This window comes from Capnocytophaga felis, from assembly GCF_009684755.1.
Classification (GTDB): Bacteria; Bacteroidota; Bacteroidia; order Flavobacteriales; family Flavobacteriaceae; genus Capnocytophaga; species Capnocytophaga felis.
Genome location: NZ_BLBC01000008.1, coordinates 193,702 through 218,732 on the forward strand (window position 1 = coordinate 193,702; position 25,031 = coordinate 218,732).

The window sequence follows — 25,031 nt, forward strand, 5'->3', positions numbered from 1 at the left end:
TGTTAAAGAAATGTTTAATAACCTTTTAAAAAAGATTTAAGTTATGCAACCTAAAAAGAGCCCAAAAGCAGATTTAACCAGAAATAGTGGGTTATTTTTTGCTATCGGATTTGCCTTAATTTCAGCTTTGTCTTATGCAGGATTTGAGTTGAAATCGTACGATAGGCAAGTTTTCGACGACCGAAAAACAGACGTCGATAAGTTACTTGATGAAGAACAAGAGGAGATTGTATTGGAAAATGTTACTCCTCCGCCACCTCCGCCACCTCCGCCGGCAGTAGTTCAAGAGGTAGAAATTGTTGAAAATGAGAAAGAAATAGAAGAAACTATCATCCAAGATACTGAGGTTAAGAAAGATGAGGTTATTGAAGTGTCTCAAATTCAAGAAGTTGTTGAAGAACCAGAAGAGGTTGACGTTCCTTTTACAATTATCGAGGATAAGCCTATGTTCGAAAGTTGTAAAGACGTACCAAAAGACAAACAGTTTGACTGTTTCAAACAGAATTTGGACAAACACGTACAAAAGAACTTCAGTTATCCGCAAGCAGCCGCAGAGATGGGAATCCAAGGAAGGGTGAATGTTCACTTCCGTATTAATAAAGATGGAAGTATAACAATCATAGGTGTTCGTGGACCAGACAAGATGTTAGAAGCGGAAGCACGCAGAATTATAGAGAAGTTACCTAAACTTATTCCAGGTAAACAACGTGGAAAACCAACATCAGTAACATTCTCTTATCCAATTAATTTCAAGTTAAACACATAATAAAAAAGCCAACTTTTAAGTTGGCTTTTTTATTTGTTATGCTTAAGTATTACAAACTGTTTTCTTTCGTAAATTTAATAATTTCTGAGATATGCCCAAAAGCAACCCCTACTACCGTATCGGCAGCTCCGTAATAAACCGCTACTTTATCGTCTTCAATAGAATGTAATGCCGCACAAGGGAAAACCACATTAGGAACGTCGCCTGTGAGTTCGTAAATTTCCGCAGGAGCCAACAAATAAGGTTGCGTACGATATTTTACTTGGCTTGGGTCATTCAAATCCAGAATCGCAGCTCCCATTGAGTAACGAAATCCGTTGCAGGTGTTAATTACCCCGTGATAGAACATTAGCCAACCTTCATCGGTTTTGATAGGCACAGCTCCCGCCCCGATTTTGGTGCATTGCCAAGCACTATCCATAAACGGAGCTACTTTCATCACACAACGATGCTCACCCCAGTATTTCATATCAGGGCTGTAACTGATGTAGATGTCTCCAAAAGGCGTATGTCCGTTATCGCTTGGGCGTGAAAGCATTGCGTATTTTCCGTTGATTTTTTCAGGGAAAAGAACTCCGTTTCGGTTGAAAGGCAAAAAGGCATTTTCACATTGGAAAAACTCCTTGAAATCATAGGTGTAAGCAATCCCGATGGTTGGTCCGTGGTAGCCGTTGCACCAAGTTACCCAATAGCGGTCTTCAATCCACGTAACGCGGGGGTCGTATTTATAATCGGAATCAATCATTTGAGTGTTTCCTGCTTTCATTACGATGGGTTCGTGGTTAATTTTCCAGTTGATTCCGTCTTTACTGAAACCTGCAAAAATATTCATTTGCACGGCTTTGTTATCACAGCGGAAGACTCCTGCAAATCCATCGCCAAAAGGAACTACGGCACTGTTAAAAATACTATTTGAAGTGGGAATGTCGTAACGATTGATAATCGGATTTTCACTGTATCGCCACATAACATCTTTGCATCCCTCAGGACGCTCTTGCCAAGGCATTTGTGTTTTACTCATAAACTTAATCTTAAAAAATTAAATATATAGAAATTTTGTTTTTTATCGAATTAGTTTAAACAAGAATTGATTACTCCTGTAATGAAGTTGATTTGCTCATCATCCAATTCGGTATGCATCGGTAAAGAAATTACTTCTTTTACTAATTGATTGGTAACGGTAAAATCCGCTTCATTGTAGCGTTTGTCAGCATACGCTTTTTGCAAATGCAACGGAATTGGATAATAAATTCCAAAAGGTATCTCGTTTTCCGACAAAACTTTTGCCAATTCATCGCGTTTTCCGTTAGTGATTCGCAAAGTGTATTGATGATAAACGTGGTCGTAACCTTTTCCTGTAAAGGGAGTTATGATATTCGGATTGTTTTTCAGAGCATCTGTATATTTTTTAGCTGCTTCCTGACGTTTTTTATTGTAAGTGTTCAAATGTGGAAGTTTAGCTCTCAAAACAGCCGCTTGTAAGGAATCTAATCGAGAATTTACGCCAACCACATCGTGATGATAACGCACATACATTCCGTGGTTTACGATTCCTCGGATAGTGTGAGCAAGAGCATCATCGTTGGTAAAAATTGCCCCTCCATCGCCATAACAACCTAAATTTTTAGAAGGAAAGAAAGAAGTTGCTCCCACGTGCCCGATAGTTCCTGCCTTTTGTTTCCGTCCATCTGACCACGTGAAATCTGCCCCGATGGCTTGTGCATTGTCTTCAATTACAAACAGATTGTGTTCTTTGGCTATTTCCATAATAGATTCCATATCAGCAGGTTGTCCGAACAGGTGCACAGGAACAATAGCTTTTGTTTTGGGAGTAATAGCTTTTTTTATGGCTTCAATATTGATATTAAAACTATCGTCGTAAACATCAACCAAAACAGGTGTAAGATTCAGAAGAGCAATGACTTCCACAGTGGCAGCAAAAGTAAAATCAGCAGTAATAACCTCATCACCAGGCTTTAAACCAAGCCCCATCATTGCGATTTGCAAAGCATCAGTTCCATTTGCACACGGAATGACGTGCTTCACGCCCAAATAATCTTCCAATTCCTTTTGAAGGGCGTGAACTTGCGGTCCGTTAATGAAAGCGGTGCTATCCAAAATTTCATTGAAAGAAGTGTGTATTTGCTCTTTAATTTGTTGATATTGACCATTTAAGTCAACCATTTGTATTTTTTTCATACTTAAATTATTATTTTAAACCGCAGATTTTTGTTTTTACGGTTTTTTTAATCTCTCATAAAAATATCCCACAAAAATAAGGAAGTAATTTGAATAAATAGTGTATTTTCGCAAAAAATAATTTTCGGATGAAAACCTTATATACGCTATCGATTTATGTGGTTGGTTTTGTGCTTAAAATCGTGGCTTTATTCAATAAAAAAATCAAACTTTTTGTTGACGGACGCAAAAACGTATTCCCTTATTTGAAAGAAAATATTCAGAAAGGAGAGCAATATATTTGGGTACACACGGCTTCATTGGGTGAGTTTGAACAAGGTCTTCCTGTGATTAAATCTTTGAAAAACAGAGGGAAAAAGATTCTTGTTACGTTTTTCTCGCCTTCGGGATACGAGATTCGAAAGAATAGCCTCGATGCCGATTTGGTTGTTTATCTGCCTTTGGATACTCCAAAAAATGCCCGCGAATTTTTGGAAATCGTTCAGCCCGAAATGGCAATTTTTGTGAAGTATGAATTTTGGTATCATTATCTTAACGAGTTGAAAAATAGAGGAATAAAAACCTACTTGCTGTCTGGAATTTTTCGTGAAAATCAGATTTTTTTTAAGTCGTACGGAGCAATGATGCGGGATTGCTTACGTGCTTTCCATCATTTTTTTGTTCAGAATGAAAAATCTAAGGACTTGCTTAAATCTGTTGGTTTTGAGAATGTAACGGTGAGTGGCGATACACGTTTTGACCGAGTTTCCGAAATTTTGAAACGAGATAATTCTTTGGATTTTATGGAGGCATTCAAAGGGAATTCGCTTTGTGTGGTTTTTGGGAGCTCGTGGGAAAGCGACGAGGAAATTTACTTGAAAACGATTAATTATTCTAATAACAAAAATGTAAAATATGTGATTGCTCCGCACGATATAAAATCTGATAAAATTGACAGTTTCCGACGAAAAATCGCTTTGAAAACTGTGTTTTTTTCTGAAAAAGAAGGGGAAAACCTATCGGAATACGATGTTCTGATTCTGGATACAATCGGGATTTTAACCAAAGTGTACAGTTATGCCGACGTTGCTTATGTGGGCGGTGGAATGGGCAACAGTGGGTTACACAACGTGTTGGAACCGGCTGTTTTTGGAATTCCTGTGGTGATTGGCAAGAATTATGACAAGTTTGCCGAAGCCAAAGAATTGGTGGAAAGGGGAGGAGTGATTGCTGTTTCAACCGAAAACGAGCTGGAAAAGGAATTGAATTTGCTTATTCAAAATTCCGATAAACGGGTAGAAATTGGTAAAATCAACGCTGACTTTGTCCGAAAAAACAGTGGAGCGACCAATAAATTTTTAGAAATTGTATTTCCAAATTAAATATTGGACACAAAAAGATTTTGTTTTTGTGATTGATAATCAGTAGATTATTTATTTTAACTTTTTTTAACGATAAAATTTTCTGAAAAACTATTGTCAGAATAAAAAAATATAGTACCTTTGCAATCGCAAAACAGAAGATAATATTCCTCCTTAGCTCAGTTGGTTAGAGCATCTGACTGTTAATCAGAGGGTCACTGGTTCAAGTCCAGTAGGGGGAGCAAAGGAAATCAAGGCTTTACAGAAATGTGAAGCCTTTTTTGTTTATCGACTGAAACATAGCTGGAATATTTTTTTGTAACTTTGGAAACTCTAAACTACACACATTATGATTCAAAGCACCAGCCAAAAACCAATAGCCTTTTTTGAAGAAGTAGCAACCTACAACGAGAGCAACGTATTATTTTATTTATAAATAGCAAGTTTAATTATTTATATTATAATTAACTTTTTTGCAAAAAAAACTATATTTGCAGAAAGTTTTTTCAGAATGCTTTCCTAGAGATATGAGGACATCATTAATATTACACTCCCAAAAATAAGATAGTTATGAAGTCTTTCCTTTCAGTACTTGTGTTTATGATTGGTGTTTGTTATGTTTTTCCACAAGAGAAACGCCCTATTTCAACTGCATTTCCTTTCTTATTACTAGGTACTGATGCCATAGCTTGCGGCAAGGGAGACTTGGGAGTAGCCTCAACACCAGACGTTTTTTCTCAACATTGGAATGCTTCCAAATATATTTTTGCAAAGGAAAAATCTGCTTTTGCAATGGCGTATGCTCCCTATCTAAATCGGGCAGTACAAGATATTTTCATAGGAAATCTTGTATACTACAAAAAAACAAAGCGAGGAGCTTGGGCTGGAAGCTTCAATTATTTCAATATAGGAAATGTAACACTTACTCGCGGTTTTGATAAAGACATTTACATTCTGGGAGATTTTCGTCCCTCTGAATTTGCTTTTGACATTTCCTATAGTTTGCAGTTAAGTGCTCGCTACGCAATGGGTATTACTACTCGTTATTTGAACTCAAATTTAAGGCTCCCTATAGAAGAAAGCAATGTAGCCAGAGGGATTGCTTTTGACATCTGCGGATTTTATTCTTCCAAGGAGCATCTAATAGGGAATTATTTCGGAAAATATACTTGGGGATTCCAAATTTCAAACATTGGTAGTAAAGTGCAATATGAAAAATTAGGACAGACTTTTTTCTTGCCTACCAATCTTAAATTAGGTGCGGGGTACAACTTACAAACTAATAGTTACAACCATTTTCAGTTTCTTTTAGAAATCAATAAATTACTCGTTCCTTCACCAGCCAAGTATGGTTTTAATGACACTAATGGCAATGGTATTCAAGAGCCTACTGAACCTACTGAAATTGTAGCGGGAAAAAGCCCAAATGTTGATTTTTTACAAGGTATTTTCCAATCATTTGGCGATGCCCCTAATGGTTTTTCGGAGGAATTACAGGAAATTTCTTGGTCGTTAGGTTTTGAATATGCCTATAATGAAACCTTATTTGTACGAACAGGTTATTTCAATCAGCACAAAAACAAAGGAGACAGAAAGTATCTGACCTTAGGTACAGGGTTTCGCATACAATCGTGGCAAATTGATTTTTCATACCTTTTTTCAACGGCAAGAACAAATAATCCGATGAGTTCTTCTTTAAGAGTTACACTACAATGTAAACTTTAAAATACAAAGAGTCCATCACATATTAATCAAGTAATGGACTTTGCTTCTTTATACATTAAAATTGGTAGTAGTATGGCACTTCTGATGTAACTTCTCCATTAGGTAGGCGATATCTTAAAATTGCCTTATATTTTTTCTCAGCAGGTGCGGGGAAAGTCCGCTCCATAAATTCAGTCTCCCAAGCAGGATTTAACATCCCTCTTGTCAATTTATCCGAAATATGCCTGCTCAATTCAGTCCAGTCGTTTCTGTAATATACCAACACGTCATAGCGGTATGGAAAAAGACGTTTAAGTACGGAACCCTGTGAATTATTTTGCAAATTTTCCGCATACGAACTCACCACAGAGATTGCCTCTTTAGGAGGAAAACCTATTTTTTCATTCGATGAACCTCTTCTTAAGATACTGATAACTTGTGGATTTGTATATAAATATTTTTTAAATACAGCATCATAAGCATCTTCCAGTACTGCTTCCGTATAGAGCAAAGGTTTTCCGTCGGTGTATGCCGTTCCTAAAAGTTCTACAATTTCAAAAGGCTCATCAGTGTTCATATTGTTAAACAAAGTTACCACACTCGAAGAAATTTTATCCCAAAGTTTTCGCTCTGTCTTAAAAGCATTCATCTTCTGTTTGAGCGATTTATATTTACTAGCTTTAAAACTATACGTTAATCGTTCGAAACTACCTTCCTTAATCGTAGCTTGTGCTTTGTTACTTTTAATTGTAGCGGAAGTCTCTTTTTCTATGGTGTCGTAACCTCCCTCAACTTGTTTTGTTTCTTTCTCAGATGTGGTTATTTTGCCTTTTTTCGTACTATTTTTGCTATAACTTACTATGGAAAGGGTGTATTTTGCTCCTATATCGAGCTTTGGCATTGTATAGGTAATAGCATTTTTAGCAGCATCGTAACTCGGTTGGGCTGTTAGTTTATTTCCGTTTTCTGAAATCAAATGCAACTGTGTTTCCCAGTTATCGGACTCAAATAAATACGCCTGACCTTGTTTGAGCTGGATGAAAGCTTTTTTGGTTTCATCTACAAAATAATTTTTTTGGTCAAGCACTGGGTACGCATATTGAATATTTTTGTTAGGAATGTACTCAGGAGCTACTCCTGTAACAAAAGTTCGCTCTTCCGCCTCCAAAGCCTTCTTGCCATCTACCATCACAGTTTGATAGGAATTGCCCTTTAATTCCTGAAAACTCACCTGAGCGGTAATTTTGTATTTCGTATTAGAAGAAAGCGTTTCTGTAGGAATAAAATTCACTACATCAGAAGATTTTCCAAATTCCAATTTGCCTTTAATTGTACCGCCTTTTTCATCGGTCATTTCTAATTTTTCTAACTTTACAACATACGTATGGTCGCCATCATCTTCGGGAATAACAATGGGTTTTTCTACTTCAAGATTAAAACTTACCTGAGGAGCAATGAACACATCTACATTGGTACTTTTATCTGAAGGAGACACGTCGGAAATGATTTTCATTCCGCCCAATACTTGTTCTTGTGCCAATTCGCATTGCTCACCAAATTCCATTTTGAGTCGGAAACGCCCTTTTACCAATCCGCCCAATACGTTGTAATAGCCTCCAAGATAGCCCCTTGCCCAAAAAGGATTTGGTCCTGAACCTTGCAAAATAGCGGCAACGCCTGCTTTAAGAATAGGAATATTTTTGCGAACGAAAAACAATCGTACCCGTATGCCTAATTCTCCTTGAAGATATACATACGTTTGCCCGTTGGCATACCAACCATTGATTCCGAGTTCTCCACTGCGGTTTTTACAATGAGCGTTGCCATAATTTTTCAGCATTATATCAGCACCCAAACCCGCAGCAAATTGTGCATAGATAAACCCTGCATTGATGTTACCTGTGTCAAAATTCAGGTGCGAACCAAAGGCAAAACCTTTTCCTTCTTTAACCTGATTGAGGCTTTGCATATATCCTAAGTTGCTTGCTTTCAGTCCTAAAATTTCAGCTACTTTGGCTGGCGGTTGAGGCGTTTCATAAATTTTCGTTCCTATCATAAAGTAACTTTTTGCATTTACACTTAAGTTACCGAAACCTACTTGCAAACCTATCATCTCACGCGAAGTACCTATGTGAATGTACCAGTCTTTGGGGTCGATATGAATCACAGCTCTTCCTGCCAGTCCGTTGTCGCCCGTGCCTTTGATAATCCCTCCCGCGACGTTTATATACGCCTGCATATTGGCGTGAAACGCTTTTTGGCTAAAATCATAGTTCATTGCCATTGTAGCATAAATAGGAGCTTGCTTTGCTTTTCCATTTTTATCCAAAGAAATATCCACTTGTGAAGAAGTACTACTGTTATCCATCGAAAGGAAATTTTCTAGTTTGTCGCCTTCTTTGAGTTTTTTCATATCTACTAACTGATTAACCTGCGAAGAAAATCCTTCTTGCAGAGATTCAAAAGGATTGTCCAATTTGTCCTGTAAAGCATACATTATGGTAGCCTCCCCATCAATACCAACACGGGAAAGCCCCCCGTTTTTATTGGTTTGAAGACTTAAAATAGCCATAAAAGAAGCTACATTTTTACTCTGAAAAGCTCCTAATACACCAGCTTTTAACTCCAATTCCACTGACGCATCTGGAATAAGCTCAAAAGCTCTTTTTATTCCCGATATATTGTCATCCTTATCCTTGTTTGCCATTGTGCCATCTTTCGGACGCATATGATAGTAAGCCCCACCCACAAAGCCCGTGATATTCACAAACGAAGCTGGAATATTTAGCCCATCAACAGCCGCATCAAAACCCCAATAACGAAAATCTTTATTTCCGAATACGGCATTGGCATCTACCTTAATGGCAGGATTTTCAATCTCTACCGCCAACATCGCCCTAAAACCGTTGCCATAAAATGGGTCATCTTTCATTAGTTTGAGCCTTCCTGATACTGTAGCCACCGTTACATCTACATTGTTCAAGGCTAAATCGTTGACATCAAAAGTGTCATATCGCCAAGCCGCTTTTTCTCTTTTGGCATAAATGCTAAATCCTCCTTCGGCAGAAAATTTATCTTTCTGTAAACCTACACGAATGCCAAAATTCAACATCGCTCTATCACCCCTGAAATTAACATTCACATCTCTGACGCTTACAGGAAAATTAGCCAAACGCTGCTCTCCCTTAACTCCAAAATGTTCTGCTGAAATATAAGGTTCTTCGGTTTGAAGCGTAAATTTGCGAAAAGTGATACCGTTAAACTCATAACTGTTCTTTTCGGTGTTATTTTCTCGCAATGACATTTGTCCGTCAAGAACTACTTTGGGGACGAATTCTTTATTCTTTACCCTTAGTTCAAGGTATGACGAAGGTTCAATAGTGGCTTGGGCTTTCCATAAATCAAAATTGAGTTTTTCCAAAGAAGAGGCTTTGAGCATATAATCATCATCGGTAAAAATTCCCGTAAAAAGAATGCCTTTTTCGTTGGTTTTCTGTTTGTTTTCACCATCGGTTGCATTACTTGTTTCTTGCGAATCGTCAGCTGATTCAATAGGAAGCAATATACGCCCCGAAAGAGCCCCGCCTTTGATTTTGGAAGCCACAAAATCAGCCTGAATAAAATCCAATGAATACCGCCACGCATTTTCCCCTCCTGCCGTAGTACCTTCATTAAGAGAGATTAAATGCTCTGCCGAAAAACTACCCGAAACACCGTACGAATCCAAAATAAAACGCTCTGCTGAAATACTTACCCTCGCTTGGGACTTTTTAAACTCTTCTGGCAAAGTGATTTTCAATTTACCCATATAAAAACCACGCCACGACTCCGCTTCGGCTACCAAATACTCCTCATAACCTCGGGGCAAAAACATTCCCTCTGCATTATGTGTATCACTCATATCCAGAATGATATCCTCTGCCTCAAACACAAAAGCTCCACGTTCACTATTTTGTATTTGTTTGGTAATGGCAAACGCAGGCAAAGAAACCCGTAACAGCAGATTGTTCCAGCTTTCAGCCTTTAAAGCCACTGAAGTTTCTACCCTTGCGTTAGGTATGGGCTGGTACGTTTGCTCATCAACAGGCACTATCAACTGCGGAGATACGCGAATCACGCCATTTAAGGCTATCTCACGCAAACCATCACAATCAAAGGTAATGTACGTCAAATCACCAACCGTATCGCCCGTACGTGTATCAATGCTCCCACCACGAAGCAAAAATTCCCAATTCTTGTTGGAACTTACCGTAAAATCTCCCAAAAGGGAAAGACGCATATCGCCCACAATTTGTCCTTCATACGAAAACGAAAGCCCCGTAGCTCCGAAAAAAAGCTGTTTTTTACCCGTAGGACTCTGACTATCTGGTACCGTAAGGCGAGCGTACGCATTGACTAACGTCTGCTCAGGTAAAAAAGTAGCTTGAGTGATGATAATGGCATATTCCATTCCATTCTTCGTTTCCCGTATGCCTACCGGAAGCTCTGTGATGTCTTCTAAAGTTTCTGCCCAGCGAGTTTGCTCAAAAGTCACTCCCAAAGGATGTTCTTGAGAAAAAATAACCTCAAAAAAGGACAAAAACAAAACAAAAAAAAGAAAAATGCGTACCATAGTGAATCAATTAAAGTTGGTGATTCTGTAAAAAATCAAAGGATTTACTCCTGTTTTTATTTTTCCTCCTCAAAAAGCCAAAGATATATAAAAATTGAATACAAAATGCTGTTTTGTACATTTACAACATTTTTAATCCTTCTCAAAAGTAAGAATAGAGCATTTTACCAAAGTGTAAAATACAACCTCATAAAAACCGATATTTACCGCATTTAAAAATTATTTTTACAACACATTTGATGCGTTATCCAATTTACAAACACGTTCCCTAATAATCGTATACTTAGTTCCTTTAATTTTTCTCATAAATGTACAAATTCCCACCAGTATCCAAAATAAACATTTTGTCATTGTGAAATTCTATTTTTTCTACCATACTGACACTCAAAGGGCTTATCCATTCTCGTTTTCCTGTTTTTGTGTTGATTGCACCAACGGCATATTGCCCTCCCTCCAAACGCAATCCGTGAAAAACAAAACCATCTTTATAACAGGCTTTATTCATAATAGCGTTGTATTCTTGTCCGTTTAACAAAGCATTTTCTATACGAACAAAATTGATTAACTCGCCTTTTTCCAAATCGATTTCCATATAATGATAGCCATAACAACCATAGGCTTTATCGCCCTCAATGGATAAGGTCATAAGCCCTGCGGGTAATTGTAATGAATAAATAATTTCGCCTGTTTGTAAATTTATTCTTAAAATAAACAATTGAGTAAGAACAATAAGCGTGTTATTGTATGAGTAAATTTCTCGGATTTCACCTTGTTTTAAGCTACCATCATAATCCTTGTAATTGGTAATCTCGCTAAAGTCTTTTTGCCAAAGGAGGGAGAAGTTGGTATATCTAAATAAAGTATTGTCTGTATTAGATATTATATCGCCAGAATCAAAAAATAAAACAATCTCACCTTCAAAATCTATTTTTTGTAAAAGTTGAGATTTTTCAATCTCCAATAAATAAAAATCTACTTCAAATTTTCCAACAAATTTTCTGACAATACCATATTCATTATCAACTATATAATAAAAAATATTTTCGTTCTCATCAAAAATTTTTTTTTCAAAAAATGTATCGACTTCAATTCCTTTAAATGATTCATCAACAATAAATTTTTTCATACTATATAAGCTCCCTTCATAATTTTCGCCTATCTTTTTTATCAATTTAAAGGAGTATAAATCATAAACAAATATGGGACTACTATTATTTTCTAAAATGAATAAAAAATTATTACAGATTTTAAAGTAAAATGCCTTTACTTTTTTTATTAAATTCATCATTCTACAATTTCAAATATTTGATTAAAAATCTTATCTTCTTCTAATTTTTTAAGTAAAAAATCAAGTCTATTTTTGTTAGTTATTATTCTTGCCTCTTTTGGAAATAACTTTTTAACTTGCTCTAATTTAATCATTTCCAACTCCTCATTGGGAGTGCCGTCAGCTTTTTTGAGAGTGTTTATTATTTTTTCTTTTAAATTACTTTTATTTACCCCAGAGGTAGTATTAAAAACCCATTTTAGCTCATCCAATTTTTCAATATTTTGCAGGTCTTTAACAAACTGGTTTTTAATGGTTTCTGGGTAAAAATTACTCCAGTTTTTAAGCTCTAAATTTGTAATTTCAGTTCTGCCATTTACTCTTTTTTTAATTTCAATATCATAAATTCGTTTTATATCATCAGAGAGGTTGCTTACTTCAAATCGTATACTGGCTCCCTCATCAAGCAGTTTGGTGGCATACTCTAACTGAAACTTATTCCAGCTGGTAAATGAATAAATTATTATTACTATCCAACAGAAACATTTTGTCATCATAAAATTTTGGGGGTGCTAAATTTGATTTTACTTCTTCTAAAAACTGATGTTCTTCGATTTGGGCTGTATGCGGATTGAGCTTTGCCAAATAATATTTCCCTTTATGCTTATCGCTGAAATACAAATAGTTATCATAAAAAGTCATATCACTACCCACCATAGCTAAGTTTGCTTTTTCATATTCTGGGTCGTGGTCAAAAGGGCGAATAAGCATTGTTTCTAACACTTTTTCGCCTTTTTCTAAATTTATTACCGAATAAAAAGCCCCTCTGGAAAGGTAAGCAAAGTTTTTGTTGATATGCAAAGTAAATGGCTGAAAATCATTATATTTTATTTGCCAAATAATATCTCCTTTTTCAATATCCATAGCTAATACAGAATTTCCTGCAACTGCAATGAGTTTATTTTCATAGAGATACACATTTTTTACATTGCCTTGATGAAATTCACCCCAATACTCATAACTGGTAATATCACTAAGATCTTTTTGCCAGAGAAGAATAATTTCCGTTTTTTTATCTATATATATATATATCCTTCTTTTTCTAATATTAAAAAATCATTATAAAGATAGCTAAATAATTTTTTTTCTGAAAAAGGAAAAATGTCTAATTTATAGTTTTTTTTATTAAATCGATATAAAAAATCTTTATTTTATATATATATATATATATATCATTTTCTTCTAAAAATGAAAAATATAGTTGCTTTTTAAAAGTCAGTAATTTTATCCCTTCATTAGAATAGAATATTGTTTTTTCATCATTAAAAGAAACAATAAAATTGGTATTTGTTATATTAAAACGATAAACTTGTGCCATATCAAAAAAAGTTATTTCTTTCTTGATATTTCCGAAACTATCTATTTCTACTAATTTCTTTTCTTCTTTTAAATAAAGATATAATTTACTTCCTTTATTATTTAAAGAAACCTTTTCTATTTTTTTTATTTGTTTATACACACTATTCAACTATTTCAAAAATTTGATTAAATATTTTTTCATCATCCAATGCTTGTATCAAATCTTTTGCGTTATCTATATCTACTCCAAAGAGTTTTGATACTTTTTTAGAAAATATATCTTCTTCACCAAACAATTTATCCACTTCCTCAATGGGAGTGCCGTCGGCTTTTTTGAGAGCTTTAATTACATTCTCTTTTAAAGTTGTTGCGTCAATATTTTTATTGGCTTTAAAGATATATTTTTTCTGTCCTAATTCTGTAAAATTTACATCGGCAAGGTCGGGTATAAATTGCTTTCTAAATGAGCTATTGCTCCAATTTGCCCAAGTACTCCAATCTTTAAACTCTAATTTAGAGCCACTTAGCATTTCAATATCGTATTTACGCAACTTGGTAATACCATCGCCTAAATCTAATTCAAATTTCTCGCTGGTAAATAAACAAATCCCCACCAGTATCCAAAATAAACATTTTGTCATTGTGAAATTCTATTTCATCGGCTTTTTCGTAAGTGTCTATTTTGTGTATCCATTGATAATTAGCTGTTTCTGGGTCAATGGCAATAACAAAGGAATCTCCTGCATCATAAACCAAGTACCACAGCAAACCATCATTATAAACCACACGATGCCCTGCTGCCCAATAAGTTTTGCCCTCGTACTCAAAATCTGGTAAATCAGCATATTCCCTGCCATAATCGTACATTTCGCCATTATCAAGATTGACTCTGTAAAGAGAACCTCCTGTACAAACATAGCCAAAGTTACCTACGACCTCCATAGTACGAGCGTAAGACTCTGTTTTCCAGATAAGTGAACCATCTTGTGGGTTCAGACTTAAAATACCAAAAGTAGATACTACAATAAAATTATCTTTATAAGTATAAATTTCTTGTATTCGTAATTGGTTGTTTTTGCTGTCTTCTTTGTTAAAAAAATCACGAATGTTCTTTTGCCAGAGGAGGGAGAAGTCATTTTTTATATATATATATATATATATATCTTTTTTAGAAATTAATAAATGTTCGGTTATAAAAAGTGTAACGCCTTTTATTTCTGTTGCTCTTTTTTCTAAAATTTTGCCTTTTGAAATATCAAAAATAATTATTTCTTTATCTCGAATATTATAGAAAATATTTTTATAATAACACCTTTTCGCATATAGGTTTAGTGAAATTTTTTTATTAGAAATAATCTCTTTTGTATTTCTGTCATAAATAAATAAATCATCAAAAATTTGGTCTTCACTATCATTATATAAATTAAATATAATAACATCTTTACTTACATAATAATTAGCAATATCTTTCTCTTTAGATTGCCAGAGAATATCTCCATTTAACGATAATTCTTGTAAATATTCTATCCCTTTTCTATTAACATATATACGATTATCTATACACATATAACCATATAAATCACTAATTTTTTGTGCTAACCTATACATATAACTATTAATTTATTCCACTATTTCAAAGAACTTGTTAAAATTCTCAGGTTTATCTAACCAATCTAAAAAGGAGTTAGAAGATACCTCATTTGTGTTCATCCATAAAATTACTTTATCTTTGAAGCCGTCATTTTTAAACAACTTACTAATTTCCTCAATGGGAGTGCCGTCAGCTTTTTTGAGAGCTTTAATTACATTGGTTTTTAATACACTTATATCAGAAATATTATTCGTTTTATTAAAAATCCATTGTATATTACCCAATTCTCCCATTTTTTGCAGGTCTTTAACAAACTGGTTTTTAATGGTTTCTGGGTAAAAATTACTCCAGTTTTTAAGCTCTAAATTTGTAATTTCAGTTCTGCCATTTACTCTTTTTTTAATTTCAATATCATAAATTCGTTTTATATCATCAGAGAGGTTGCTTACCTCAAAGCGTATACTGGCTCCCTCTTCAAGCAGTTTGGTGGCATACTCTAACTGAAATTTTCCACCTTTAAATTTTTTCCAGTGCTGTGCCATATCGGTTATCACCTTGTCAAAACCAGGTACATTTTTAAGTTTTTCTAATGTTTTTTTATCAATAGAATTTAGAAAATTATCCGTTGCAACAATAATTTTATTTATATTCTCTTCATTGCCAACAGGGATAAGATTTCCGTCAACTTCTATTATTTTTATTCCGTTTTGGTCAGAAATAAGGTTTTCCAAATCCTTTTGCGAAAGCTCATCAAGTTTCTTTTTGAGGTTTATATCGGGTAAGGGCAATCCTGCATAGAGTTTGTTTGTGCCAAACCTGATTTTTAACTCGTATTTCTCAATAAACTTTAAGTTGTCAAAAACAAATCTGACCGCTTTGGTTGACTTATCAAAAACGACTGTCACTCCTTTTCCTGCGTATTTGGCAAGATGATGAATAGGGTCTAAAACATCAGCTACTTTTGCTATTTTAGCCAGTTTTCCTACCTTTGCAAAAGAAAGTGCTATGGTAAGCACCTCCGAAATATCCTTTCCTACTTGGTGGGCTATTTGGTATTGATTGCCTTGGTGAGCCTCTTTTATCATCGACCAGAGACATACGTTATCGCCCTTACTTTCCGTACAGAAAAAATCCATCTTCTTCAAGCCTTCCATTATCATAGTAAAGCTTGTTTCACCTGTCAATAAATCACTCATAAAATCAGGAAGATCTTTTACCTGACCTACAAGTCCGTTCCATATTCCGCATTTTATCGCAAAATAGGTTTCAGGAATATTTTTGTTAGGGGCAAAATCTGCTATTTTTAAGGCAATTGCATTAACATCTATATGGCTGATGTAATATAAAGTTGGGTTATAATTAGGCAATTCTGGATTATAGTAATGTTCAGGAATTTCTAAATATCCTACCATTTCAGATAAGGCATCAAGGATATCTGCCAACATCATTTTTGAGGTAAAGCCAGCTTTGCTCAATGCAGCTTTCATACTACATACAATCGCTAAATTAGGGTGTGTATTAACGCAACCTGCAAACGATATTCGTTTTACAACCCATTGCCCACCTTCATAATTAGCCCAAATAAAAACTTCGTCATCCTCAGGAGAGGATAAGAATTTTTCTACGACATTTTGCTTCTTGCCATCTTTAGTCATTAACACAAATGTATTAACGCCTATTTTTTCTTTACTTTTGGCTATTTGGCTGTTGTACAGACTTATTTCATCAGAAGTTACTTCTCCTATTGCTAATACATTACTGATAGTAGGGATTCCTGAGCAAAGTTTACCTTTGATATTTTGAGATATGCCGTTAAAGGTGATATATTCCTTATTATCAACACCTATTTTAAGTGGCTTAACATCTTCTGTAATGATTTCATAGGCTTCTTTTGGTAAAGAATCTTGTTTAAGTCCACCCTTATATAATCTGTAACTTTCAGCGTGTTTTTCATCTTGTGTATAATAATAAGGTAGGTACATTTCTCCTTTATAGAACACTCCTGCCACTTGCCCTGAATGTTCCTTAGGATCTTGAGCCACAAAGGCAAAAGGGTAAGCACCATTCTTAAATAAGATTTTTCTGCCGTCCAAATCCTCATAAACCCTATTTTTGTCTATCAAAACACGAGGAATGCAAACAACATATTCTAATTTCTTAATGATATACTCCCCATCACTTTGCTCTTCAAAGAATCCTATCCTCAATTTTGGGTCGTTTATTTGTTTCCAATCAGAATAAGCAAAAGTAGTTTCTTGGGCGTAATCCATTAGGGTTCTGAATGTTCCCTTTTTGGTTTCGTCCTTTTTGAAGGGGTGTTCCAGCTTAAAAATACCGTGACCCAGCTCGTGAGCGATGGTTCGCTCATTTGCGTCCATCACGAAGCCAAACTGACCACCCAACCGCATATAACCCGCCTGTGAGCTTTCCTGTTTGCCTACAAAAACGTAGTACGTGTCTGGTTTTACTTCTCGCTCCGATTTGTACCAAGCAATAATAGCTTGTTGCTCAGGGCTGTATGTTGAAAGGTCGCCAAAGGCATTTTCCGTATCGATTTTTTTCTTAACGGGAAAGACCTTATCCGTTGAAATCGTGAGTTTTATCCCTACTTTGGCATAAATCGCTTTGATTTTTTCGGTATCGATTGGTAAGTTTTCCGCAGTGGGAATAAGGGTTACATTTACCTCTTTTTCAGAAAGATGTGCCAAAATATACTTGCCGATAACCTCTTCTTTTTCGGTGTTTGTATTTTTGGCAACCACCCAGAGTTCTTCATCGGCAAAATCAAAAAGTCCTTTGCGTGAGATTTCAAAAACGCCGTCTTTTTCTTTTTTCGAATCGATTTTTAGCCCTTTATCCGTCTGAAAATGAAAGCTGTATCGCAAGGCATCTTTCTGTTTTATAACTACCTGAAACACATCGTTTTTGCCTTTTACCAATGCCTTGTGAGGGATTTCGCCCGAAGCATCAAAAGCAAATTCACTTTGCGAAAAATCCCATTGTATTTCGAAATTTTCGGGTTTGGGTTGTCCTTTTGGCAGATTATTTTTTCCTTGATTTTGAGCCAGTTTGGTATCTGCTTTTTCCCCTACGGAAGTTACTTCGCCTTTTTCATCGAGTGTCCACGTTTTGCCCGAAGCATCGGAAAGTTGGTAGTCCGACCCTGCCGGCAACACCACCTGCGGAGCGACGCCTGTTTTTTCGTCAGGCTTACCAATAACAACAACACGTCCGTTTTCGTCTTTTTTGACTTGGGCAATTTCAAAATCAATTTTGTTGGTTTTTACTCCCGCATCGCCAAAAATCTCGTTTTTACTTTATGTCAAAGAACGTTTTTAATATATTTAAGAATTTAATATCTTTTGATTTCCAATTTATCTACTTCAAGATATTCAATTATTTTTCGTTGTTTCTCCTGATTATAAAGCAAATGAGGCTTCATAATATCATCCATAAGTTGCATTTCAATAATTCCATTAGGAAGTTCTTTAACGTAAATAGCTTCCGTAAAATTCAATATTTTTTCTTTTCCAAAAAGGTATTGAGCTTCCTTACCAAACCATATTTTATAGGCAGGATAAAAATCAAACTTTTCCAAGTGACGAACTCTACCAACATTTTTAGATATATCTAATAGCTCCATTTGTATATTTTCATTAAAATAAAGCTTGGATTTATCATACTTTATTTTGTAAAAGTCATAAGTTTGCGGATTATCAGTAGATTGCAAGAAATTATATTCAGAATTGATCAAAAATGAAATATTTAAATTTTCATTTATGATGATTTGATTGTTTGGAAAAACATCTATATTTGTAAAATAAAAATTCATATGATCATTTCCCCATCGATTTCTTCCCACAGCAAAAACTTGTTTTTTCTTATTTTTAAGCATACAAGATTTGTTAACTATATCAAAGTTCTTTATATATTCATACCATTCATTTGATAAATTATTTCCATCATAAATTTTCATTTCTTTATGATTCGATAAGTCATAATTCATTGGATAAGTTACACCATTTTTTAACAATTCCAACAATATCAGGCTTATGGTATTACTACTAAAACTTTTCTCCTTGTAATACCCTCTATAATAAATACTATTTTCTATCATAAAGCTCTTATTTAACAACAATATTTAATACTACTCTTAGATTATTTTCCATTATATGTTCACTAAGGTGATTTTTTAAATCAGAAATATCCAATCCTTTTGGAACAACAATATCTAATCTTGCGTTTTTTACAGATAACTCCTTACCCCCTTGTACCACATATTTTTTAGCTTGTACTACTTTATCAAGTTGGTCTATGATTTTTGAAAAGGAATTTTTATACGTTTTTAAAGTACTTGCCTGAACATATAAACCAACGCTTTTTTGTTGCATTATTATTCCACTTTTATTATAAAAAAAGTCTAATAATCGTTGATTTTGACCGCCAATAAATTCCCAATTTTTTAAGTCTGTTAATTTTCTAACGTGTTCCCAAACTCTACCTCTTGTCACGCCACTGGTCATCTCCCAAATAGTGTTGTAATTTTGGGATAGTTCTCCTATATTGTCCGCTACATAGTCAGCAATTTCAGTATCAGAGTTTTTTAATGAATTTAAGTTTTGTAACAACTTCTTATTAATCTTAGCTCCCTTAATTAAATTTTTTTCTTTCTTAAAAATTTCAGAAGCTGCTTCAATAGTTTTTTGAGTTACTTTTGAGTTTTTAATTGCATTTACCCCTGTTTTTAAAGCCCCTTTTCCAGCCTTATAAAACCCTTTCCCTACAACGGTGAAACTCAATCCTGCTTCAACAAGTAGGGATGTGCCTGCTATGAGTCTGTTACGTTCTTCTCCTTCAAAATTTTTACCTGTTACCAAAATATAACCACTCTCCACAGGGATGACATAGTCCATCGTGGTGAGCAGTAATTCACGCATCTCGGCAGGCATTGGGTCACGTTTAAACTCCCTAAAATCAGGAAAAAAGCGAACCCATTTTTGGGTGTCGGGGTTGTAAATGTAAAAAAATCTACCCGGTTGGTCGTAGGCATCATAAAGATTGAAAGCGGTATGATAAAAACGAAATTCCTCGCTAACTTTATAAAACGTCCCGTTAGTACACTCCTGATATTCAGTATAATTCAAGTTGTAACTTCCGAATTTGCCGTCAAATTTATCATTCTTCCCGTCTACTTTTTTCCAGTCTCCACAAATATTTTCATTATAGATGAAATCTTGAAGCGTTTTTTTAATCTCCGCAATGGCTTGTGCTTCTTTCTTCTTAAAATCTTCAAACACAGCCAAAAGTTTATCGGCTTTGCTCTCATCAAACGATTGTTTTGACCCCGATGATTTAAAAAAATTCACCTGATTTATAGTGTTTTCTTTGTCGGCTTCGGTCAGGGTGGGGGTTTCTTTAATATACTGGCTTACAGCATCTAAACTTTTGTCATTTTGAGCGATTTCTACCTTTATTTTTTCATTTTCTTGCTCGTATTTTTCTTTATCTATTTTATTATCAGCAAATTGTTTGTCAAGGTTTTCCTGCTTTTGGGCAATATCTTTTTGATTTTTAAATATTTTTTCAATCGCTTTGATAGCACTTTCAATGCTTTTGATAATTTTACAACTCTAATATTCACTTGTATTCCTTGATTTTTACCATATTGTATGGCTCTATTTATATGACTTATCCAAAACTTCAATTATTTTTTCAGTTATTTCAAGTTCTTTTTCAGGAGAATATTCCATTTCTATTATATCTTCTTCAACTATTATATTTCCTTTATATTCATTTGAAAATTTTGTTGGAAATATTTTACAATTCTTTTCAAATCTTATAATACAGTGAGTAGAATTTTTATATAAATTTAAAAAGGATTTTTCTTTCAAATCTTTTAAAAGTTCTTTTTGCATTGATTTAAATTTTTCATTTGAAGAAGGCATTTTTACATTATTTTTGCTACTATTAAGAGCTTGAAAAATATTGTTTTTAAAGTCATTTATACTACAATTTATAGGCAAAATGAAAATCGGAGATTGAGATAAAAACAAACCTGTTTCAGATTGTGATTCTGTTATTATTTTGTAGTATTCTTGTGTTTTGTAAATTCCACAAGATTTTATTTTTTTTTCAAAATTAAATGTTTTTTTTATTATATTCCACATAATTATTTTATTACTCTAATATTCATTTTTACACCTTGTTGTTGAGCATATTGTATGGCTTTATTTATTTGTTTTATTTGTTCAGCGGTAGCACCTCTTGGAATGCCAACTTCTAATACTTTTGTATTTATTTGGTTTATTGTATTTACTCCTCCACGATTTACACCTTTAAAATTAGCCAATTTATTTATATAACCTTTTAATGTATTAAAAATAGCATTACCTACTTGATAAGATTTATCATTAAGATTTAATGTTTTGACACTTGTTGCAACTCCTTGATAGAAAGCATCTATAACAGGATAATTATGGAAATTAAACGCTCCTTTTAAATTTAACATTTTTTCATAAACAAAACCTCTTTCAAGGGGAGCTACTTTCCATAACGAATTACCTGCATTTTTAAACAATTCGGCAGCAACTCCACTGAGTTTGTTGATAACCATTCCCAAAATGGCAAACTCAGCTCCCATTTTTATAACATCATTAAAGGTTTCTTCGCTTGTATCATACTCTTTTTTCTCTATCCAAGTTGTCCCAAAAACGGTATTAATAGCCTTTTTATGTATTGCGTTTGTATTTTTATGATATAAAACTCCCTCTATTTCAACCAATTCGTAATATCTATCTGTTGAGGGCGTTACGTTTCCTACATACTCTCCAAAGTTTTCTTTGCCATTTATCCAAAAACCTCTGTTATTCATATAATAAGCAGGAATGCTATCTTTTAATTCTTTTTCATTTGAAAGATATTGCACCGCTATGTCGTTGTCATTTTTCTCAATGGAGTGCATACACTTTTTTAACTTCTCAATGCAATCATCGTCCAGAACAAAAAGCGCCTGTTTTTCAAAAGACATTCCATAACCAGTTGTCTGCCTTTTGTTTACAAAAGCAGTTGATTTGCTCTGTTTAATACAATCGCTATTTTCCAAACACGATTGATTTTCATTTAATTCCTGTATTTTTTCGGCATATTCGGCTTCTGTAAGCACGTTTTGGAGTTTCATTTCGGCTAAAATTGCCTTGCTTTGCTCGGTGTTTTTACGATTTTTGTCTTTCAGAGTCTCGTATTCCTCTTTTGAAAGGAAGCCTTGCTTTATTGCCTTTTCTATGGTTTGAATAACTTCCTCACTCAGTGCTAAAATCGTTTTTACATCTTCCGAAATTTTCCGTAGTTCTTCACTGGTAATCAATATATTACTCTCGGTTTTACTTCTATATTAGTATGTCAAAGAACATCTCAATTATTCTATTTTTACTTCATTCGTTTGATTATCAATATAATAATATTTTTTTCGATGTATATAAAAAGTTTTTATTTTTAAAAAATATTTTCCCTCTCTAAAAAGGTGAACTAAAAAAAACTCTCGTATCGTTTTCGGAGGAATCTTTACGATAGGCTCTGGAGTATTCAAAACATATTTTGTATTTACATTATAATACAAAAAAAATCCTTGTTCATAAACAGTGTCTCTAATAATTGAATCATATTTTTTTTCAAAACTTAAAATATGAGAATTTGTAGTTCCATCTTCTAAAAAAAATATCTTTCTGAAATATATGGTATCATTAGTTGTATTTTTAAATTGTAATGAAATATTTTTTCCTACATTTTTTAACTTTATCTTCAAAAAATCATTGTTTACCGTTATTTCTTTTTGTGCAAAAGAAATTTTAACCAACAAAACAAATAATATTAATAACACTTTATTTTTTAAATCCCCTACTATCATAATTTTCTCTTTTTTCATAATCCAAACTATTTTTATAAAATTGAGTATATTCTTTTATCCAATAATCATAATTTTTTCTTTTATCTGAAGAAAAATAAAATATAATGTTGTGATTACTCATACAAATGGAGTATACTGTTAATTCATCTTTATAGTAATTAGAAGGTTTGTGTATCCCCTTGTGACATTTTTTCTGATATATATCTTTATTTTTTTCTCTATATTCCATAATTATTTTTTTTCTATCTTCATCCAATTCATTAAAAGTTTGTTTAAACCAATTATCGTCAAATGGATCTATTTGATTTATAGTTAAATAATTATTAAAAACGGTTTCTATATCAGGTTCTTTGAATAAATAGCATTCATCTACCACATTAAATATTATTCTCCTATTTTCTTCCTTATATCTATATGGAAAAATTTTCTCCATATAATTTACGTGATGTAAATACTCGTGGAATAAAGTTATTTTTATATCGTCTTTTGGTGAGTTTTCTGGGTAAGAAATATTTAATTTACCATCATAAAGTCCTGTACTAAGTGTTCCAATATTCTTTGTAAATACCACATTGTCAACTTTTAAAAAATCCAGATATTTCAAGGCTCCCTCTACATAACGACGTTCTTCATTTGTAAAATTATTAGGGTTTAGCTTTTCCTTGATGTCTTTTTTTAGTTCTTCTATGAGTTTTCGCTGAAATTCAATATCCTTTTCTGTGAATTTTCCATTGTTAATAGTATCATTAGATGATGGTAAAATTCCTCTGTCCAACGCATATACTTCTATCTCTTTTTGGTCTGTTGTTAAAGTTATTTCATATTCTTTATTATTCTCATCTTTTACAACAATTGAGCCATTTTTTTGTTTTGAAAGATTTATTGTTTCGGTTACATTACCTTTTTTTATAACAACTTCTTTTGTTTTTTTATCAAACTGAACATCACTGATATTTGTTATTTTTAAAATTGTATTTTTAATATTCTTTAACTCTTCGTTTATTGCTATTACATTACTCTCCGTTTTATCATAGGTAGTAACAAGTTTTCCTTCAAAAAGTTGCCGTTCGGTGTTGATTTTGATGCCGTCGAATTTGACTTTGATTTTCGTGTCCAACAAATACGGCACTTGTACGTAGCATCTTGTTCTTTTACAAAATCATCAAGCAGGTTGCTTTTATTTATAAAAATCCCTTAAATAATCTCGCCAATCACGCATTAGCTCATACACTTCCTGTATGGGGATAATTGCTTCTACTTTGTCATCTTCAAAAATATTTTTTACAACAGCTTTTTCTCTATCGCATTCTATCATATAAAGCTCAAAACCAAAGCCTTCGTAAAAATCGGTTTTCCCTGATAAAACATCTTCTATCTTTTCTACGATTTCTTCAACATAATCAAAATCTGATGAAAGGTTATTTATTTCATCATAAAAATACCAACCATATTGGGAAGAATTATCAATATCAATAATTGGCCTTTCTTTTTTAAGCCCTGTTGGAGTTAAATATTTGTGAATGTTAAAACTATATTTCATATTATTTAATTTTTTATTGGATAATAAGAGCCTATTGTTCCATCTTGATTATAGAAAAAATGTATTTCAATTTTTCCGTCCCTTGAAAGACCAAAATATTCATTACTATTAGGCTTGTTTAAATTAAATTTTCCGTGATTATTGTTAATTGCGTGTTCTACTTCTTCTAATATTCTGGCTTCGTCCCAATCATCAGGGAAAAACGTAGATTTTCCTCTGTTGTTGGTTTTTCTAAGTTCTGTTCCATTTTCTAATTTTATAATAGGTTCTGCTTCATATACACCATTGCCAGAGCTGTCCATTACTTTATTTTTTAATTCATAACGAGCAGTTGGGTTGTTTTTCGTGTAATCATCTAACGCAATTTTACTATGACACCCTTTAAAACCTTTGCCGTTAGAGTTCATATCTATTCGTAAAACGTGTTTTATTTTAGCAGTTACTTTTTCTCTTACATTGGTTATTTTTATCCAATTAGCGTGTTGTTTTAGTAAAGATTGTGTTGCCTTATTTGATTTTGCCTCAAACCCAGCCTCTTTCCAAATTCTAATCTTGTTCTTTTACAAAATCATCGGGCAGGTTGCTTTTGTTTATAAAAATCTCTTAGGTAATCTCGTTAATAGCGTATCAATTCTTACCCTTTTTTGTAGAGTAATTATTTTATTACCACCATTTAGAAAATGATACAAATTTTAGAACTATATTTTCCTTTTCTTCATCAGAAATAACAAACTTGTTTAAACTTTTTGA

Annotated in this window: 21 protein-coding genes and 1 tRNA gene; 4 read left to right on the forward strand and 18 right to left on the reverse strand. The window is 33.6% G+C overall.

Features of this window, described 5'->3' with window-relative positions; translation table 11 throughout:
- Positions 1-43: 43 nt before the first annotated feature.
- Positions 44-766, forward strand: a complete 723-nt coding sequence (locus GN105_RS07635; RefSeq protein WP_155284813.1) for an energy transducer TonB — start codon at positions 44-46, stop codon at positions 764-766.
- 49 nt (positions 767-815) lie between these two features.
- Here GN105_RS07635 and GN105_RS07640 read toward each other — a convergent pair whose 3' ends face one another.
- Both GN105_RS07640 and GN105_RS07645 read right to left on the reverse strand, forming a co-directional pair.
- Complete coding sequence (locus GN105_RS07640; RefSeq protein WP_155284814.1) at positions 816-1,787, reverse strand: glycoside hydrolase family 130 protein; 972 nt, start codon at positions 1,785-1,787, stop codon at positions 816-818.
- 50 nt (positions 1,788-1,837) lie between these two features.
- Positions 1,838-2,965 carry a DegT/DnrJ/EryC1/StrS family aminotransferase gene (locus GN105_RS07645; RefSeq protein WP_155284815.1) on the reverse strand — a complete coding sequence of 376 codons (1,128 nt, stop codon included), beginning with the start codon at positions 2,963-2,965 and terminating at the stop codon, positions 1,838-1,840.
- A 128-nt stretch (positions 2,966-3,093) separates the two neighbouring features.
- Here GN105_RS07645 and GN105_RS07650 point away from each other — a divergent pair, with 128 nt between their 5' ends.
- The 3 genes from GN105_RS07650 (at position 3,094) to porV (ending at position 6,030) form a co-directional block, all read left to right on the forward strand.
- A complete protein-coding gene (locus tag GN105_RS07650; protein ID WP_155284816.1) occupies positions 3,094-4,326 on the forward strand; it encodes a 3-deoxy-D-manno-octulosonic acid transferase in 1,233 nt (410 codons plus the stop codon).
- Between the two features lie 147 nt (positions 4,327-4,473).
- A tRNA-Asn gene (locus tag GN105_RS07655) sits at positions 4,474-4,547 on the forward strand.
- Positions 4,548-4,875: 328 nt separating this feature from the next.
- Entirely contained in the window at positions 4,876-6,030 is a 1,155-nt protein-coding gene (gene porV / locus GN105_RS07660) for a type IX secretion system outer membrane channel protein PorV (RefSeq protein ID WP_155284817.1), read from the forward strand.
- Positions 6,031-6,085: 55 nt separating this feature from the next.
- On the opposite strand, the gene GN105_RS07665 is transcribed toward porV, so the two are convergent.
- From GN105_RS07665 to GN105_RS07740, 16 genes are all read right to left on the reverse strand, one after another.
- Complete coding sequence (locus GN105_RS07665; RefSeq protein ID WP_155284818.1) at positions 6,086-10,621, reverse strand: Ig-like domain-containing domain; 4,536 nt, start codon at positions 10,619-10,621, stop codon at positions 6,086-6,088.
- Between the two features lie 292 nt (positions 10,622-10,913).
- Positions 10,914-11,747 (reverse strand): hypothetical protein, encoded by an 834-nt coding sequence (locus GN105_RS07670; RefSeq protein ID WP_155284819.1) that lies wholly within the window; start codon positions 11,745-11,747, stop codon positions 10,914-10,916.
- 158 nt (positions 11,748-11,905) lie between these two features.
- Complete coding sequence (locus GN105_RS07675; protein WP_227977386.1) at positions 11,906-12,445, reverse strand: hypothetical protein; 540 nt, start codon at positions 12,443-12,445, stop codon at positions 11,906-11,908.
- Positions 12,384-12,866, reverse strand: a complete 483-nt coding sequence (locus GN105_RS07680; protein ID WP_155284820.1) for a hypothetical protein — start codon at positions 12,864-12,866, stop codon at positions 12,384-12,386. Before GN105_RS07680 ends, GN105_RS07675 begins: the two co-directional genes overlap by 62 nt.
- 187 nt (positions 12,867-13,053) lie before the next feature.
- Positions 13,054-13,407 (reverse strand): hypothetical protein, encoded by a 354-nt coding sequence (locus GN105_RS07685; protein WP_155284821.1) that lies wholly within the window; start codon positions 13,405-13,407, stop codon positions 13,054-13,056.
- Between the two features lies 1 nt (position 13,408).
- Positions 13,409-13,888 carry a hypothetical protein gene (locus tag GN105_RS07690; RefSeq protein ID WP_155284822.1) on the reverse strand — a complete coding sequence of 160 codons (480 nt, stop codon included), beginning with the start codon at positions 13,886-13,888 and terminating at the stop codon, positions 13,409-13,411.
- On the reverse strand, positions 13,827-14,855 hold the full coding sequence (locus GN105_RS07695) for a hypothetical protein (protein ID WP_155284823.1): 1,029 nt from the start codon (positions 14,853-14,855) through the stop codon (positions 13,827-13,829). Before GN105_RS07695 ends, GN105_RS07690 begins: the two co-directional genes overlap by 62 nt.
- A 12-nt stretch (positions 14,856-14,867) precedes the next feature.
- Positions 14,868-18,017, reverse strand: a complete 3,150-nt coding sequence (locus tag GN105_RS12975; RefSeq protein ID WP_227977387.1) for a hypothetical protein — start codon at positions 18,015-18,017, stop codon at positions 14,868-14,870.
- Positions 18,018-18,190: 173 nt separating this feature from the next.
- Entirely contained in the window at positions 18,191-18,955 is a 765-nt protein-coding gene (locus GN105_RS07705; protein WP_155284824.1) for a hypothetical protein, read from the reverse strand.
- A gap of 7 nt (positions 18,956-18,962) precedes the next feature.
- Positions 18,963-20,204 (reverse strand): hypothetical protein, encoded by a 1,242-nt coding sequence (locus GN105_RS07710; RefSeq protein ID WP_155284825.1) that lies wholly within the window; start codon positions 20,202-20,204, stop codon positions 18,963-18,965.
- Positions 20,205-20,513: 309 nt separating this feature from the next.
- The gene (locus tag GN105_RS07715; protein WP_155284826.1) at positions 20,514-21,005 is read right to left on the reverse strand and encodes a contact-dependent growth inhibition system immunity protein; all 492 of its coding nucleotides are present in this window, start codon (positions 21,003-21,005) and stop codon (positions 20,514-20,516) included.
- 2 nt (positions 21,006-21,007) lie between these two features.
- Entirely contained in the window at positions 21,008-22,201 is a 1,194-nt protein-coding gene (locus tag GN105_RS07720; protein ID WP_155284827.1) for an endonuclease toxin domain-containing protein, read from the reverse strand.
- 51 nt (positions 22,202-22,252) lie between these two features.
- Complete coding sequence (locus GN105_RS07725; protein ID WP_155284828.1) at positions 22,253-22,759, reverse strand: hypothetical protein; 507 nt, start codon at positions 22,757-22,759, stop codon at positions 22,253-22,255.
- On the reverse strand, positions 22,716-23,858 hold the full coding sequence (locus GN105_RS07730) for a hypothetical protein (protein WP_155284829.1): 1,143 nt from the start codon (positions 23,856-23,858) through the stop codon (positions 22,716-22,718). Before GN105_RS07730 ends, GN105_RS07725 begins: the two co-directional genes overlap by 44 nt.
- Positions 23,859-23,918: 60 nt before the next feature.
- A complete protein-coding gene (locus tag GN105_RS07735; RefSeq protein ID WP_155284830.1) occupies positions 23,919-24,281 on the reverse strand; it encodes a hypothetical protein in 363 nt (120 codons plus the stop codon).
- Between the two features lie 5 nt (positions 24,282-24,286).
- Complete coding sequence (locus tag GN105_RS07740) at positions 24,287-24,832, reverse strand: EndoU domain-containing protein (RefSeq protein WP_155284831.1); 546 nt, start codon at positions 24,830-24,832, stop codon at positions 24,287-24,289.
- Between the last annotated feature and the right edge of the window lie 199 nt (positions 24,833-25,031).